Origin of the sequence: Streptococcus australis ATCC 700641, from assembly GCF_000186465.1 — a bacterium.
Classification (GTDB): Bacteria; Bacillota; Bacilli; order Lactobacillales; family Streptococcaceae; genus Streptococcus; species Streptococcus australis.
Genome location: NZ_GL636091.1, coordinates 527,078 through 543,810, shown reverse-complemented (window position 1 = coordinate 543,810; position 16,733 = coordinate 527,078). Strand labels below are relative to the sequence as shown.

Annotated in this window: 8 protein-coding genes; 1 reads left to right on the top strand and 7 read right to left on the bottom strand. The window is 46.8% G+C overall.

Annotation, left to right across the window (positions count from 1 at the left end; translation table 11 throughout):
- Positions 1-136: 136 nt before the first annotated feature.
- The 7 genes from HMPREF9421_RS02665 to HMPREF9421_RS02635 all read right to left on the bottom strand — a co-directional run bounded on the left by HMPREF9421_RS02665 (position 137) and on the right by HMPREF9421_RS02635 (position 15,678).
- Positions 137-880 carry a hypothetical protein gene (locus HMPREF9421_RS02665; RefSeq protein ID WP_006597008.1) on the bottom strand — a complete coding sequence of 248 codons (744 nt, stop codon included), beginning with the start codon at positions 878-880 and terminating at the stop codon, positions 137-139.
- Positions 881-1,042: 162 nt separating this feature from the next.
- Positions 1,043-1,447, bottom strand: a complete 405-nt coding sequence (locus HMPREF9421_RS02660) for a DUF4430 domain-containing protein (protein ID WP_006595446.1) — start codon at positions 1,445-1,447, stop codon at positions 1,043-1,045.
- Positions 1,428-1,916 (bottom strand): ECF transporter S component, encoded by a 489-nt coding sequence (locus tag HMPREF9421_RS02655; RefSeq protein ID WP_006595445.1) that lies wholly within the window; start codon positions 1,914-1,916, stop codon positions 1,428-1,430. The genes HMPREF9421_RS02660 and HMPREF9421_RS02655 overlap by 20 nt, the downstream gene beginning before the upstream one ends.
- A gap of 11 nt (positions 1,917-1,927) precedes the next feature.
- Positions 1,928-4,357 carry an ATP-dependent Clp protease ATP-binding subunit gene (locus HMPREF9421_RS02650; RefSeq protein WP_006595444.1) on the bottom strand — a complete coding sequence of 810 codons (2,430 nt, stop codon included), beginning with the start codon at positions 4,355-4,357 and terminating at the stop codon, positions 1,928-1,930.
- Positions 4,358-4,364: 7 nt separating this feature from the next.
- Positions 4,365-4,823, bottom strand: a complete 459-nt coding sequence (locus tag HMPREF9421_RS02645) for a CtsR family transcriptional regulator (RefSeq protein ID WP_006597009.1) — start codon at positions 4,821-4,823, stop codon at positions 4,365-4,367.
- A 228-nt stretch (positions 4,824-5,051) separates the two neighbouring features.
- Positions 5,052-8,747, bottom strand: coding sequence for an alpha-L-fucosidase (locus tag HMPREF9421_RS02640; RefSeq protein ID WP_040802884.1), 3,696 nt, complete (start codon positions 8,745-8,747; stop codon positions 5,052-5,054).
- 106 nt (positions 8,748-8,853) lie between these two features.
- A complete protein-coding gene (locus HMPREF9421_RS02635) occupies positions 8,854-15,678 on the bottom strand; it encodes an Ig-like domain-containing protein (protein WP_006595441.1) in 6,825 nt (2,274 codons plus the stop codon).
- 386 nt (positions 15,679-16,064) lie between these two features.
- On the opposite strand from HMPREF9421_RS02635, the gene HMPREF9421_RS02630 reads away from it, so the two are divergent.
- Positions 16,065-16,535, top strand: coding sequence for a COG2426 family protein (locus tag HMPREF9421_RS02630; protein WP_006595439.1), 471 nt, complete (start codon positions 16,065-16,067; stop codon positions 16,533-16,535).
- Positions 16,536-16,733 lie beyond the last annotated feature (198 nt).

Here is a 16,733-nt window from a genome sequence, read left to right as displayed (position 1 = left end):
TTCAATCTGTCAATACCTTTTTATAAAAAAATATAATTTTGTAAAACAAAATTAAAAAGATTCAATTCTGTATGTTATTATACAGAATTGAATCTCTGATTTCAATCATTTTTTTAATTTTCTCAGTGGCGAGCCATTATTCCCGAACCAAGGCATGCGTATGGCCTTTTTCTGTCACTTGAACACTTGCCAGTTGGCCATCTTGACCAACGACTATATCCAAGCTAGTTGCAGATCCATCTTGGGCGGAAATCAAGCCAGCATGATAATGACCTTGATCCAAGTTGTATTCATAGCTTCCAATCGTATAGCCCACTGCATCGCCACCTGGAGTTTGTATGGTCACTTGGCCTCCTTGCCCGATCGTTACAGCTGTATCGCGACCGTCGGTCCAACTACCTATTGCTCTAGAATAATCCCCTGAGGCATAAGCTAATACACCTTTATAGCGTGGGTTCTCTGTCTTAGAGGCTTGCGCTTTTGCAGTCGTGCGACCTTCTTCCAAGCTAGGTAGTTTTGGTTTTTCAGGTGCTGGAGTCACTGCTGGATGTGTTTCTTTGGAAGGAGTTGGGGCCAGGCCTTGACTGACTTCTGGAACTCTTGGTGTCACCGGAGTTGACGGAGTCTCTTGGCTCGCTTGTGTTTCACTCGAAACGATGGCAGGAGTTTTTTCCACTTCTGCGCTTTGTTGGCTTTGTGTGGTTTTGACTGTAGCCTTTTTCTCTTCTTTTTTACTTGTAGAGCTTTGTTTCACTTGCTCAATTTTACTAGTTGAAGATGGACTGGTTTCCTTTTTCTTTTCTGATCCACAGCCGCTTAATAAAAGAGCAGCTGTTAAAGCAAGGGTTGACAGACTAAATAAGGTTCCTTTCATTTTCATGGCAATACCTCTCCTTTGTAACATTTGTTACATTTTGTAATACAATTGTAACATTTATCTATAGGGAAGTCAAGAGGATTTACGATACTTATAAAAAATAGAAACTAGTTTCAAAAAAAGAGTGAATGATTGGAGCTCTACTCCAATCATTCACTCTTTTTCTTATTGATAAACTTCTTGATAAAATTCGATGGTATCTCCATCTTGGACAGTCGTTTCTGCTGCCCCTTTTGGTGCCATCTCTCCATTGATCTTGTACATCCAATAGAGCCCCTTGCTTTCATCCTGGGCTACGCCATCAATTGAGGTGATGAGGCCACTCTTCTCCTCGATCTTGTAGTTAGCCTTCAGGACTTCCATCAGGTTGGCTTTTTCAGCAACCTTCAAGGTCTTGCTTTGAGCTTCTTGCCCTTCAGGGGCGATACTGACCGTAATGGTAATTTGTTTTTCTTTAGCTACTTGTGAGCTAGAAGCTGAGTTTTTCGTGGTCGATGGTGTGCTTTGTCCACAGCTGACCAAGACAAGAGCCGCTAGGACAGCAAAGAAGCTATAAAGTGTTTTTTTCATGATAGAATCTCCTAAATATTGTATAAAGTAGAGGGTAAAAACAGACGGTGGAAAAGGCGTGGGCCAGGTTAAAGCTAAAGCCATTCACCAGGGCATAGGTCCACCAGGGCATGTGATAGAGGACAGCATAAAGACTGTCAATCAGCACCCCGTAGAGAAAGGATAAGATACCGACCACTAGGATTTGGACTTCCAAAGACAAGTGGCGGTAAAGCCCCCGCCAGAGAGTCAAGAGGAGACCAAAGGCCAGTATCTGAGCGAGCACCACTGGGCTCATCCCCAAGAGAAAAGCCGAGGTAAACATGGTGACCGCCATCACCAAACAGGCAAATTGCCAGTCTTCAAATAGCACCAGTAAAAAGAAAATGGCACTAATGGGTTGGACATTGGGCAAGAAGGCAAAGGCTTGTCTCAGCACCACACAGAGGGCTGCTAAGAGGGTGATTCGGGTCAAGCGTTTGAGAGGCACTGCATATCCTCCTAGTCAATCGTGAAGTTAAGCTGAGCAGACTTGACACCTACCTTGAGAGTTTGCCCTTCAGCCACTTCTCCTCTCAAGAGGATCTCTGCCAAGTAGTCTTCCACTTGGGTCTGAATGGTCCGACGCAAAGGACGCGCTCCCATCTCTGGATCATATCCATGAGTTGCCAGCCATTTAAGGGCAGATGCTTGGAATTTCAGAGTAATGCCCTTCTCTGCTAGAGATTGAACCAAGGGTTTCACCATAATCTTGACAATCTCGTGCATTTGGTCACTGGTTAAGCTATGGAAGACAACCTTTTCATCAATCCGGTTGATAAACTCTGGGCGATAGGTCTTCTTCAACTCTTCGAAGATGCGTTTTTCCATATTGGCTTGGTCAAAGCGAATATCCTTGGCTCCAAAACCAACTGTCTTATCATCTCGTAAAGCGGTAGCTCCCAAGTTTGACGTCATGATAATAATCGTATTGGAGAAATCTACCTTGCGTCCCTTGCTATCAGTTAAGACCCCGTCATCCAGAACTTGCAAAAGAACGTTAAAGATATCCGGATGAGCTTTTTCTACCTCATCAAACAAGAGGACAGAATAAGGTTTGTTGCGAACTTTTTCCGTCAACTCGCCCCCTTCTTCGTAGCCCACATAGCCTGGAGGAGCTCCGTTGAGACGACTGGCCGCGAATTTTTCCATGTACTCACTCATGTCAAAACGGATCAAGGCTGACTCGTCATCAAAGAGAACTTCTGCAAGGGCCTTGGCTAGCTCGGTTTTCCCGACTCCTGTAGGACCGAGGAAGAGGAAGGAACCGATTGGTCGCTTGTGGGACCGGATTCCAGACTGATTGCGGCGTATTGCTCGGCTGATGCTTGAGACGGCCTGATCCTGACCGATCACGCGCTTATGAAGTTCCGCTTCTAATTCCAGGTATTTCTTAGCCGCTGTTTGCGTTAGTTTCTCCACAGGAATGCCAGAAAGCTGACTGAGCGTCTTCAGGATATCCTCTTCCTTGACTTCTAGCTGGTAGCCTTTTGGACTGGCGTCTTCTTTTAGTAACTGAGCAACTTTTTTCCACTGTCCCTTGAGCAAGGCCTGGTCGGCAGGTGTCAAATCAGACTGAAGACCCGCTTGAGGTCCCTTGTTTTGCACGGTCGCTGCCGCCTCATCCAAAAGATCAATGGCTGAGTCTGGCAAGAGGCGACTGGTCAAATACCGATTAGCATAGACAACAGCTGTCTCAATGGCTGCATCCGTAATATGGACGCGGTGGTGACGTTCATAGTTGCTCTTGAGCCCTTGTAAAATCGCGATGCTATCTGCAACAGAGGGTTGCTCAATCAAGACCTTAGCAAAGCGGCGTGACAAAGCGGCATCTTTTTCAATGTGTTTCTGGTATTCTTCTTGCGTAGTAGCCCCTACGGTCCGTAGTGTTCCACGAGCCAAGGCAGGCTTCAAGATATTGGCCGCATCCAAGGTGGAGTCAATCCCAGAACCAGAGCCCATAATGGTATGGAGCTCATCAATGAAGAGGATGACATGGCCATCTTCTTCAATGTCATTGATGATGTTGTTCATCCGCTCTTCAAAATCACCACGGAACCGCGTTCCTGCGACAACATTCATCAAGTCCAACTCTAAGACACGCATCTTAGCAAGCTCCGTTGGAACATCGCCGCTGGCAATCCGTTGGGCCAAGCCCAAAGCCAGAGCAGTCTTTCCGACACCCGCATCTCCAACGAGGACCGGATTGTTTTTTGTTTTGCGGCTCAAAATCTGAATCATCCGCGAGATTTCTTGCCCCCGGCCAATCACCGGTTCCAAACTGCCATTGCGAGCCATTTCTGTCAGATCTCGGGTGTAGTCTTCCAAACCACCGCTAGTAGAGGCCGGCATGCCCATCATATTTCCCATGGTTTGACGATTTGGTTGCTGGGCCCGATAGAGAGAACGGATAGCCTTGACAGCCTCCTTGTCCCAACCTGCTCGCTGTTCCAAACTCTTACGAAGTTCGACGATTTTTATGCCATCTTCCTGATCATCATAGCGGAAGCCGACATACTCCAATACTTGCGAAGCTAGGGTTCCCCGCTCTAGTAGGAGCGCCAAGAGGACATGCTCTGTTCCCAGACTTTTGGCATGGACTGCTTGGGCAATCTCTTGGGAACGGTTCATGATTTCTTCTACACGGAAAGAAAAAGGAAATACCTCATAGCGGCCATCCCGTTGGTAGACTTGACCCGTAATGTGCTCTGCTGCATCTTGAAAATCATCAATCTGCATGGGATAGTCACTTAAGACGGAACCAGCTACACTATAGGGGTTATTTGCTAGGGCCACTAGGATATGCCAGGTATCTAGTGTTTGGGAATCAAAATGACCCGCCAAGATTTGAGCGGCTTCAATCGTTTCTAATAGGGCTTTTGAATAGTTCATAAGGAGATTACATTCCCTTTCTATCGACTTGTTGGATAATTTTTCGTAGGATATTGGCTCGTAAGCGATGGGCTTCACTTCCCAGAACCTCGTCTGTTGTCGTCACTGACAAGAGCTCTGCTTCTCTATTTGTAAGGAGTTTTTCTTCAAATAGCATCTGGAGGATATCGCAAAAGACAGTCTGACTGATTTGTTCTCCGATACTTGCGCCTAGCTCTTTTAGCATCTGGTGTTGGTCTGAAAATTGAATCTTGCCAATCCGGATATACCCCCCACCTCCACGCTTGCTCTCTACGATGTAGCCTCGACTTTCGGTGAAGCGGGTCTTGATCACATAATTGATTTGACTAGGAACAACTTGGAAAACATCCGCTAATTCGCTTCTCTTGAGCTCTGCGATTCCTGCTTGGGCCAGTAGCGACTTGATATAGGCCTCAATGCTATCTGATGTATTTTTACTTGCCATGATGCTCCTTTCTGACGTCTTCATTCTAGATGAGCTCTCTGCTCTTCAGAGGGTAAAAATGGTCTCACCATCCACGATGTCATTATTGACCTTATCTGACTATTATACAATTTTTACGCCTGTAAATAAAGCAAAGACTACGTCGAGATAGAATCTGAAGCCCCCTTACTGGTAGCTAGAAGGAACAAAAAAGAGGCTAGCGATTGCTAACCTCTTATAGAAGGGGCATTAGGATTTCCGACGAGCGAATTTCACTCTTCCGCCTAAGAAACCTAAGCCGAGAAGTCCGATCCAAGCTAAGAAACTTGCCTTCTCTGATCCTGTCTGTGGCAGTTTTTCTTTCGACTGCACAGTGTCTGGATTTACGGCTTCTGATGTAGACACAGGAGAAAGAGGAGTCGCATTTAGCGCCGTCGGTGTCAATATCCGAGAAATTCCACTTTCTTTTTTGTCTTCTAGCGGAAGCAACGGTTTCGTTTCTTGTGAGTCTTCACTTGGACTTGTTGGTAGCGGCACATCCGGAATAATTGGATTTTCTTCTACCACTCCTGTTCCGACTTCTGTTATCTGGTCCTGGGCTTCTACTTCGACAAAGGCATCGACTTCTGTCCGAATTTCTTTGCCTTCTTCTTGTCGAACCTCGATCAACTTCAACCGGCGTCCAACCTTCCCTGCTTGAAGGATCCGGCTTTCCCCCTTGGCCAAATCCTTGTTTTCACGCGTTTGACTCTCAAATGGAATCTCCTCCGCTTCGATGAGCAGTTCTGGCTTTTCAAGAATCAAATCCCGAACACCTTCGTCTGGGCGTGTCTGCGTCAGCGGTTCATAATTGCGATCATCTTCTAGGATGGTTTCAAGGGCTTCCACTTGATTCGCTGCAGCAACCAAATCTGGCCGCTCTTGATTCAACAACTGAGTCAATTCAGCCAATTGATGTTGAATAGTCGGTTTGAGGTCTGCTTTCAAGCGATCGAGAGAAGTAGCCTTGATCTTTTCTACTCCTTCTTTGATAATCTGTTGTAGCTCTTCTTGACTGAACAACTGACTATCTTTTCCTGATAGGACAAACCGGTCTACCTGGATGGCTCTAGATGACTGAGGATCATTGAGGGCTGGATCTAGGTGCAAGCGTAGCTGGTGGTATCCTTTTGCTAGGCCTTGCAAATTGACCAAACTCTGGTCGAGTTTGCGTTGATCTCCGTAGCCACTGAAGTAATGATCGCCTTCGATCTCATAATCATGACCACGCCCTTCTTCAAAGGCGATTTCTTTTCCGTCTAGGGTGACGCTGTAGAGACCATGGCTTGGATCAACCACTCCTCGAACCTCCACACCGGTTCCCTTAAAGGTGATGGTCACATCAATGTGTTTCTTGCCTTCTTCATCGGTCACTTGGTTAAAACTCGACCAGGATTCTGTTCCATTTGAGAAGTTTTGATTGTCTGTCTCATGATGCCAGCCTTGGCTGTAGTGCAGTTTTGGATCTTGGTCATCCACTTCTTTACGATTTTCTGGAAGCAGGTCCTCGTTCATCACTTGGACTGTCAGCTCTGGAATAAAGCCGACCAGACTTCCTTGATCTGGATGCAACAATTTGACCTTAAAGTCATAGACATCGGTCGCCTTGCCTGCAAAATCAAGGGTTGGGACTTGGACTGTTTTTTCTGTCTCTCCATCTGCAAACTCGAGAGTGACATTGGTATCTTTATAAACCTTGCCATGAACCCCTGTTCCTGGTTCTGTGATTAATTTAAGACTGGCACTTCCTTTAGAGCCACCCTTTCTCTTGACGACGACTTGCGCTGGGTCGCCTTTCTTAACGGCTAGGGTTGGCTGAGCAAACTCAAAGAGACCCTTTTCTTGGTTATTGAGGGCATAAATCCCTTCCGTTGCGATCGCATCTCCCTTGCTATTGACCAAGGTCAAAGTATGGGCCCCTGCTTTCAAATCCGGTGTTTCATAGACCTTTTGGCTGCGTTTGCGGGTTGGACTTTGGGTATTAACCGTCGCTAGTTTTTGGCCATCGACATAGACATCCATTTCCCCATGACCAGGGTCTACGGTTGCGACGACATAGGCCTTGGTGCCTTCGAACTGATAGGCCACCGAAGCTCCCTTTTCCTTGGTCCACATAGAGGTGCCTCGAACGCCTTCTCCCTCTTCATTCCATTGGCTATTGGCACGGTCAGCAGTCCGGTCAGAATGATAGGCCAAACCAAGCGGATAGCCATCCGTTTCTTCAATGCTAGCTGGCGTCTTATAGACAGAGACGCCGTTCAAGATTGGAGTGGCTTGGGCATCGGTGATGGACACCCGGAGGTAGCGACTATCAACTGGTTGCCCTTTGATCAAACGGCGATATCCAACGGTTGACCCAGCCCCAAAAGGAACCCATTGCCCATTCACCGCTACATCGATGGTGAAACCGGAAATCCGTTGGCCTTTCTCGATGGTTTCTTTGAGCTCTACCACATCAAAATGTTGCTCTTTTCCAAGATCGAGGACAAAAGATCCGGTCTTGGCATCATCGGCAGGTGCCCAACTGGTCTTCTCATCTCCATCCGTCAAATGGCTGGCTGAGTAATGAGAATTGCGCCGTGTCGAGTCAGCTTCTACCAAAGCGCCCGCCGCATAGTCCACGCTGTAGAGTTGATCCAAGGTCTGGCGGAATTCTTTCAAACGGGCCACATCCGCATCCGCAAATTTTCCGTCTTGGTTAGGTGGGATATTGAGCAAAAGCGGGGTTCCACGACCAACCGATTTGAAGTAAATATCCATCAATTCGCGCAAGGACTTAGGCTCTTGATTGTCATGGTAGAACCAGCCGGAGCGAATAGAAACATCAGCTTCTCCCACTGAGTATTGCTTCCCTTCCGGATCCCCGTGATTGAGGTAACTGTTGGATGGATTGTTGCGAATCTTATCCGGATTGACCTTATGCCAAACTGGATCTCCGGCAATCCCCTTTTCATTTCCGATCCAACGAACATTGGTTGGCTCAGCTGAGAAGATGGCAATATCTCCTTGGGCCTTACGAATGGCATCAAACCACTTGTCAAAGGTATAGGTGACTTTTTGAGCTCCATCGCCACGCGCTCCATCCATCCAGACTTCCACGAACTTGCCCTTGTTTCCATATTTTGGATCTTCAAGGATTTCTTTGAGCTGGTTGAGATAGTATTCGTTGTATTGGTCCTCTGTATCCACATGGTAGAGCGGGCTGTGAGCATCCCAAGGGGAGAGGTAGACCCCCATATCCATGTCATACTTGCTGGCAGAAGCAGAAACTTCGGCTAGGACATCGCCTTTTCCTTCCTTCCAACCACTTTTGGCAATGGTATGGTCGGTGTATTTAGAAGGGTACAAGAGGAAGCCATCGTGGTGCTTGACGACCATGATGGTCCGTTTGAAGCCAGCATCTTTCAGGGTTTTGATCCACTGATCGGTATCCAGATGCTCTGGATAGAAATAATAAGGGTCTTCTTGCCCATCTCCCCACTCACGATCGTAGTAAGTATTCATCCCAAAGTGGATGAAAGCTGCTAGTTCTTCGCGGTGGTATTGCATCTGAGCCTTGCTTGGAAGTGGTCCATAATCCGCAATCTCAGGCTCCTCATCTAGAGAAGTGGCTGGTTGGCTTGCTTCTGTCCCTTGGCTAACTGCGCGATTTTCTTTCTCACTATTAGCTGATGAGGGCTGTTCTGATTCTTCTTGGTGCTCGTTCACAGTTTTCTCCTCCTCCCCTTGATGCTCGACATCACTTGTGTCGACTCGTTCTTCACGAGTCTCACTCCTCTCAGCTTGTTCCTCTGCGTAACTGGTAGTGACTCCTAAAAAACAAGTCGCTACGACTACCGAGCAGACGCCTACTGAGAGTTTACGAATACCAAATCGATTTCTCTTATCAAATAATCTTTTTCCCATATTCCATTCCTTTTTGTCATCAGGTAAAGAGGGTGGAGACTCCCCCCATCCTCTTTCTGTTACCTGTGAACTTTTCACCGTATGTTTACTGGTTTATCCAGTTTTTTTACTTGGCCTTATCGGCTCTTTTTTTCTTATCATCCAGCACAGCACCAGCAAGTCCTGCTGCTAGGAGACCTGCAACAAGGCTTGCGACGCTTTCTTCTGATCCTGTATTTGGTAATGTACCTTCGGAAACTGGAGCAGACGAAACTGCTGGCGCCTGAGCTATTTTCTCAACTGCCTTCCCTTCTGAAACGATTCCTTTCTGACTGACAGGTTCCACTCCAACAGATGACTTAGAAGTTTCTGCTGGCTCTGGTCTTTCTGAGACATGAGGACGTTCTGGGCTCGGAAGCGGTTGTGGCTCTGGTTGTGGCTCTGGTTGTGGTTGTGGTTCTGGCTGTGGCGTTGGCTTGTCACTTGGATTTTCCGTTGGAACTTCCTTGGTGCCCACCTCTGTGATTTCTGCTACTGGATCTTGCTCTACAAAGGCATCCAGTTCCTTCCGGCTTTCCACACCATTTTCTTGAGAGACTTCCACTAAGCGCAATTTGCGGCCTTTTTGACCTACTTGAACCACACGTTTCTCACCTTTTGGAAGATCCGCATTTGGACGTTCTAGGCGTTCAAAGTCCATCTCTTCTGGCTCAATCACCAACTCTGGCTTGGTATGGACCAGATTCTTAACTCCTTCTTCAGGAATAGCTGTTCCTGTTGGTGCTTTTGCGGAGAGAGAAAGTTGATATACTTTTTCTAGCTTGCCATCTTCTGATACAACCTTGACAAGAGCAGGTGTATCAGAACCTTTAGCATCAACAACTGTAACAGTTGCCCCATTCTTACCTTGTGCTGAAACTATTGGACGTTCTCCCTCATACTCTAGATGATAATCCGTCACATCTGGGTTAAATCCTTCTAGGTCTTTGCCATTCACTTGAATGGTGACGTCTGTTGTCGCCTGAGCCTCTTCCGTTGGTGCATAAGCACTCAATTCAACGATTCCAATTCCTTTTAGATTTTCATCACGGACCATTCTTAAACGGATGGCTTTGGTTCTGGTTTCATTGAAGCTGAGGTTAGAGATATAACCAGGCTCAAAGGCATAATCCAAGCTGTAAGGAATTTCTTCCCAGTTAGAGGCTTGGTTAAATGGATGATCTGGAAGTTTTTTTAGATTGCCATAATCATCCGGAACATCAAAGTCTGGTCCAATGTAGCGTTCAAGAACCGTCTTGGTTGGCAGACCTGTTTCCTGATCTGCAAAGAAGTCGACTGCTACTTTATTGACTAAACGCTCTGTTACTTGACCATTTTTCTTGAAGATGAGACCGGCAAACACTTCTGTTTGATCTGGTTCTCTCTTCCAGTTGGTCCAACGATAGTACTCGTTGTAGCCACCATCATTGATGTAATCGATATAGTCAATTTGATTTGGATCGAGATCGTTGGTTTCACTGGCAAATGCTCTGGTATCCTCTGCATTGTAGTCAGGGTTCACAGAGAGGATTTCTCCGGTTTTTTCTGACACCCGGACGGTCAGCTGAGCCGTCAGATCATAGCCAATGACTTTTCCTTCTAGCGTGAAGCTACCTTCATGAGAAAGCGCATCAGCTGGTACAGCTTGCCAGTTCACCGTCAGTTCCTTGCGTTCATAGCCTGTAGCCCCTTTGAAGTAGACGCCTACGGTAGATGGTAAAACTAGATTTTGACCAATCTTCACAAAACGGCTACCTGCTTCGACTGCTACTGGAGCAGATTGTTTCAGTTTTTCTGCATCGCTTGTGAGATGGAGGCGGTATTCTTGTAAGATGGTGCCATCTTCTGCTTTGTGGATGACGCGGATTGGCTCACCTTCATGGACGCTTGGCACAACTGTTGCAAGACCGTGATGGCTAGCTGTTGCTTCCACTTGTGGATAAGCCCGATCACGCGCATCGATGTAGTAATCTATCACACTTGGGTTGACACCTGGCAATACCTCACCATTGACACGAATGGTCACCTGGCTCTTTTCTTCTGCCGCAACCTTATTTGCAAATACCTGAATCTCTGAAATAGAGCTTCCACGTTTACCTTCTGGTGTCTTCATTCGGATCCGAACGGCATAGGTGTCGACTTTATCAAAACTAAAATGATTCATCTTGCCAGCTGTCACTGCTTCGTCAACGCTTAGGTTGCTGACTTCTTTCCAGTTAGCTGGGTTGTTAAATGGATGGTCTGTTTCGTCTTTGACGCGATTTGGATTGCTTGGTACTGCTGGGATTTGCTCACCCACATAGTATTCAATCACATATTCACTTGGAGCCCCAACACCGTGGTCTTCGTGGAAACCAACATGGAGGTTATCCACTGCACGCTTGGTCAAGATACCAGAGTCCCCAAACAAGATACCGACAGAATCTTCCGCATTGTCACGGCCCCAGTTGGTCCAACGGTTAGCTGGAGCATCGGTAAAGGAGACGACCTTATCATTGACCTTAGCAACTGGATCTGCATCGTTAGAGTCACTTGCAAAGGCAAGTGGCAAGACTGAGCCTGTCCATTGTTCTGCTACGTTGGCTCCCTTGACTGTGTTTGCGGAAACACGGATATGGAGACGGGTTGGAAGGTTGGTTCCTTCTACACGACCGGAGATAACAACTTCTCCTTCTTGGGCCAAGAGTTGCGGATCGACCGCGTCCCAGGCTACCTTAGCAGCATAGGTCTTACCATTAGAGTGATAGGTCCGCACGCTTTCTGGAAGAGCTGGTTTTTCTCCGACTGGCGTTGTCGTGCTAACTTCTTCTACAGCGATAATGCCTTCAACTGTGACTTGGGCCTGGGCTTCTTTCTCCACACCCTCTACATGACCTGTGACTGTAAAGCTATGGTAATCCTTGACTTGATCTGCTGTTACGGCATCCCAGGTCACACGTTTTTCTTTCGGGAATCCCTTATCATACTCGACCAAGACTGTCTCTGGAAGAACTGGCAACACGTTTCGATCGGTGCTGATCCGTACAGGACGCACCTTAACAACTGTCTTTTCTTCAGGATTTGGCGTGATGGTAAAGCTGATTTCTCCTGTCTGTCCCTGGAAGCTAGCTTGTAAATGAACCAAGCCTGCTTCTCGCAGTTCCAAACCTTTCTTGCTTACGACTGCTTTTCCTTGACTTCCCGCTGCTGTTGCCACATCGATTTGATCTGCTTGGAGACTAGCCACACTGCCATCTTGGTAATGAGCAATGACATCAAGCGTTACTGTTTGGTCTTCCTTGAGTTCTTGCCCTTCTGGCAGACGCAATTCTAGGCGCTGGATCTGTGGACTTTCTTCTTGGAATTGCACCACATAGGTCTGAACAGCTCCCGTATCCTGAGCAGTCACAAAGATTTGAGCTTTCAAACCATTTTCACGACTAGCTTGTAGGACCGTCACTTGGGCATTTTCTGCACTTGCTGTGACTTGACCAGGCTCTTGCCCATAAGCCAATGGGCGGAAAATAGTATGGTTGCCACTGCCAAATTTTGGAAGGGCTACCCCATCTAGCTGTACTGTTGGTTTCTTAGCCTTGCTGACTGTTCCACCAGCAACCACCAGAGTCGCTTGGACTGCTTCCCCATTGCCTAGGAGTCCTGTAGCTTTCAAGCGAGCACCTGGTGTAGACAATTGCTCCTCTTGACCAGCTTCCAAGGTCCATTGATCAACTTCATAGCTAACTGTTCGGCCATCTGTGAAGACCAATTGCACAGTCTTATCCACTGTCGCTAGGTCTGCTCCCTGCGGGATTTGTTTGATAACTGGAAGGACTTGCTCCACGCCGATCACATCAACCAGAGCTTCGACCGTGCGTCCTTGAACATGACCTGTCACACGAACTTGGCCAGCCCGACTATAGTCTGCTCTTTCCCATTCAACGGCTTCTTCTTGGGCCTTGCCATCGCTATAGACCACATTGACCTTACTTGGTAAAGCTGGCTCTTCTCCCAGATAAGCACTTTGTCGAACGGGTTCCACACCCAATACGGTGCGTTCCGCCTGGTCCTTCTTGCCGGTAAAGAGGCTGACTTGGTCTGACTGCAAGCGGTCTGAGTCTGCATAAAGGGTAAAGGCACCCGCCTGTTCCGTTGATTTGACAATGACCACCCCTTTGCCGTTAAAGGCCCGACGTTGCCATGAGCCATCTTCCTGTGCTTTGTAGCGTTCCCGGCTAGCTTGTTCCCCGTTGTCGACACCGACAATTTGGCCTTGGCCATGCAAATGGAAATGCACCAAGTTATTGGCAGTTGGGACGACACGACCTGCTTCATCGACGATTTCATAGGTAATATAGGTCAAATCCTTGCCGTCTGCCGCAATAGCATGTTCTTCTTTCAGCAGACGAACACCGGCTGGCTTCCCAGCTGTTTCAATCTGATCGCGGGCAATCACTTCTCCTGCTTCGTTGCGGGCAATAGCTTCCACCTTACCTGGCACATAAGGAACCAACCACTCTAGATAGAGTTCATCCGGATTTGCCCCTTCTTGGTAAGTCCGGCCATCTGCTGTGGTCTTCTTGGTAAAGGTCTTCACTCCTTGTGATTCCCCATTGACAATCAATTCCACACTGTGGGCATTGGAGAAGGCACGAACAGGAATCCGACCTTCTTCATCCATGACACGATTGGCCAATTCTGGATTGTCCCAGTTCCAATGTGGTAAGAGATGGACCATTGGATGTTTCTCAGCTGACAACCATTGACTTTGGTAAAGGTAAAAATCATTCTTCGGAAGGCCGGCAGTATCCACGATACCGAAATAAGAACTTTTCACAGGTGTATCATTTTGGTTGTGCCATGGTGTTGGCTCACCAATATAGTCTGTACCTGTCCAGATAAATTGACCTGCATAGCCGGCATGATCACGGTCAAAGGTCCAAGAGGCTGTCGCTGTCCGACCCCAACCAACCCGGTCATTGCCGTAGTCTGATTGTTCATAGTGGCGATCTTCTTGGTTGCTTCCGACCCATTCTCTTTCAGGGTGGTAGTAAGAGCCTCGTGTCCGCGTCGCAGAAGAGGTTTCAGAACCATAAATGAGCCAGTTTGGGTGTTTAGCTCGTAGGCTTTCATAGTTGGCCTCTGAATAGTTAAATCCAACTGCATCGAGCTCTGCCGCTACCTTTTCATGCCCTCCTGATCCATCACCAAAGCGGAATTTGTCAGCTCCCATGGTGACATAGCGAGTTGCATCCACTTCCTTGATGGTCTTGACAAGACGACGAACGGTTGCGACAGACTTATCAGATCCATCTGCTTCACCGACTTCGTTACCGATTGACCACATCACAATAGAAGGATTGTTCTTGCCCCGCTCTACCATGGTCCGAAGATCATAGTCAGACCACTTATCCCCTTTTCGAGCTTCTGGATGCGTTGCATCCTTTTCAAAGAATCGACCGTAATCGTATTGCTTCTTACCACCATACCAAGTATCAAAAGCTTCTTCTTGGACCATCAAGCCCAACTCAGCCGCAATTCGCAAGGTTTGTTCACTGGCTGGGTTGTGGGTCGTCCGGATGGCATTGACTCCCATGTCCTTCATCTGTTTAAGGCGGCGGTATTCAGCCTTGTAATTTTCCTCAGCTCCGAGGGCCCCATGGTCATGGTGAAGGGAAACACCGTGGAATTTGGTAGCCACTCCGTTAAGGAAGAAGCCCCCTTCTGGTGTCCAGTTCAGATAGCGGTAGCCAAAGCGTTCCTTTTGCACATCGACCAACTGCGAATCCCGATAGACCCGCGTATACAGCGTATAGAGGGCTGGGTTATTGGTCTTCACATCCCAGAGGGTCGGTTTTTCAACATGAAGGGTATGAGACAGGTTGATCTCTTGACCAGCCAAAACGGATTGAACTTCACTACGTACCTTTTCACTGACCACTTGACCATTTTGATCGACGATTTCGTATTCTGCATAAATACTGTGGGCTTGATCATCTTGGTTGACAATACGACTCTTCACAAGAGTATCGACTGCCCCATTCTGTTGTTCTTCTAATTTTGAACTCGTGATGGTGGTCCCATACTTAGCCACATGAACCTTGTCCGTCACACTCAGTTTGACATCACGATAGATCCCACTTCCAGAATACCAACGACTACTTGGTTGTTGGTTGACCACATGAACCGCGATGGTGTTTTCACTTCCATCCGCATTCAAATAAGGAGTAATATCATAAGAAAAAGCATTGTAGCCATTTGGATAATGACCAACAAATTGCCCATTTACATAGACTTTCGAATCCATGTAAACTCCACCAAATTCCAAACGCACCTTCTTATCGAGGTCCTTGTCTTCCAAACGGAAGGTCTTGCGATACCAAGCATCCCCACCGTTTAATTGTCCCCCTTCATTTTGAGCCGGAGAGTTGTGATCGAAGTCAAAGAAGATCGACCAATCGTGGGGTAAATCTAATTTTTTCCAGTTTTTAACATCCACCTGGCGACCTTCTGCACCAGGAGCTGCATTTAATTTGAAATACCAGTCCTTATTAAAGTCTCGTTCGCGATCTTGCACCATGTCCTCCGCTACCTGTTTTTGGTCTTTCGTGGCCTCTTCAGTAGCCCCAGCAGAACGTACACTTGTTTGAGGTTCCACCTGTGGCTGTTCGACTTCGCTCTCATTTCTTTCAGGAGTAATGACAGCAGGCGCCTCTAAGGTTATTGAGGCTTTATCACTTGTCACAACCTCTCCAGTAGTCCCCTCTGACGCTTCCCTTGTGGATGTCATCTCCTCTTCTGTTACAGTTCTTCCTTCTTCTTCAGCTAAGACAGATGGAGCTCCAAAAAAAGATACACCGATTAATACAGAACAAGCTCCAACCGCGAGCTTGCGAATACTAAATACACTGCGCTTTTCAAAAAAAGACTTTCCCATATTTAACCTCCTCTTGGGATTTTAATAATGTAAGCGCTTTCTAAAATGCGTTTGCAAAAAAAGAAACTCTACATTTTAACTATACCAAAAGTTGGGGCTTAAACAAGAGAGCTAGCTAAGAATATATAGTTTGTACTAAAAGAACTATACTTTGTCGAACTGATTCTTATTAGCATAAAATAGCCTTGTCTGGAGAATTAATCTATAATAACAGTTCTTTCATATACGAGAACTTGAGAAACAAATCGTGAGTTGATCCCAATTTAATATAAAGGATTCGAGCTCCCTCTATTTCCATGCCTTCAAAAGGAATTCTCCTGTTTGAAATAGTTGTCATTCCAGTGGAGATAAGGTAGAATGAAAAGGATGAATTGAAAGGATGACACATGAACTACATTATTACTTTTTTAATCTCCATGATTCCTCTGGTAGAACTTCGTGGAGCCGTTCCCTACGCCATCTCTAGCGGAATTCCTCTTTGGCAAGCTCTCCTGATTGGGGTCGTTGGCAACATGCTTCCTGTCCCTATCATTTTCTTTTTCGCTCGCCATATCCTGGAGTGGGGTAAAGAAAAGCCTATTATCGGGAATTTCTTTACCTGGTGTCTCAACAAGGGACATCGTGGAGGTCAAAAATTGGAAGAAGCTGCAGGAGATAAGGGAATCTTTTGGGCACTACTCCTCTTCGTCGGCATTCCATTGCCAGGAACTGGAGCCTGGACTGGAACCCTCGCCGCCTCTATTCTAGACTGGGACTTCAAACGGAGCGTCCTAGCGCTCATGTTGGGAGTCATTCTAGCAGGGCTTATCATGGGAACCCTCTCGCTCCTCTTTGGACTCGATACCTTTGCGCATTAATCGTAAAAGGACTGAAATAGATGATTCAGTCCTTTTAGAATGTAGACAACTAGTTTTTACATAAAATAGCTAGATGATTTTTCAGAAATATAACTTCTATTATTTTGGGTCACTGAAGCAGATTAAAAAACTTTCCGCTGTGAGAAAAGTGCCTGAAATACAATTTTTTTTGGCACTCGGGAGTTTTGAAACTTTAGG

What these genes read in the sequence shown, in the direction of transcription:
- HMPREF9421_RS02640 (WP_040802884.1), bottom strand. Translation starts at nt 8,747, where the DNA reads ATGGGAAAAAGATTATTTGATAAGAGAAATCGATTTGGTATTCGTAAA.
- HMPREF9421_RS02660 (WP_006595446.1), bottom strand. Translation starts at nt 1,447, where the DNA reads ATGAAAAAAACACTTTATAGCTTCTTTGCTGTCCTAGCGGCTCTTGTC.
- HMPREF9421_RS02645 (WP_006597009.1), bottom strand. Translation starts at nt 4,823, where the DNA reads ATGGCAAGTAAAAATACATCAGATAGCATTGAGGCCTATATCAAGTCG.
- HMPREF9421_RS02630 (WP_006595439.1), top strand. Translation starts at nt 16,065, where the DNA reads ATGAACTACATTATTACTTTTTTAATCTCCATGATTCCTCTGGTAGAA.
- HMPREF9421_RS02665 (WP_006597008.1), bottom strand. Translation starts at nt 880, where the DNA reads ATGAAAATGAAAGGAACCTTATTTAGTCTGTCAACCCTTGCTTTAACA.
- HMPREF9421_RS02650 (WP_006595444.1), bottom strand. Translation starts at nt 4,357, where the DNA reads ATGAACTATTCAAAAGCCCTATTAGAAACGATTGAAGCCGCTCAAATC.
- HMPREF9421_RS02635 (WP_006595441.1), bottom strand. Translation starts at nt 15,678, where the DNA reads ATGGGAAAGTCTTTTTTTGAAAAGCGCAGTGTATTTAGTATTCGCAAG.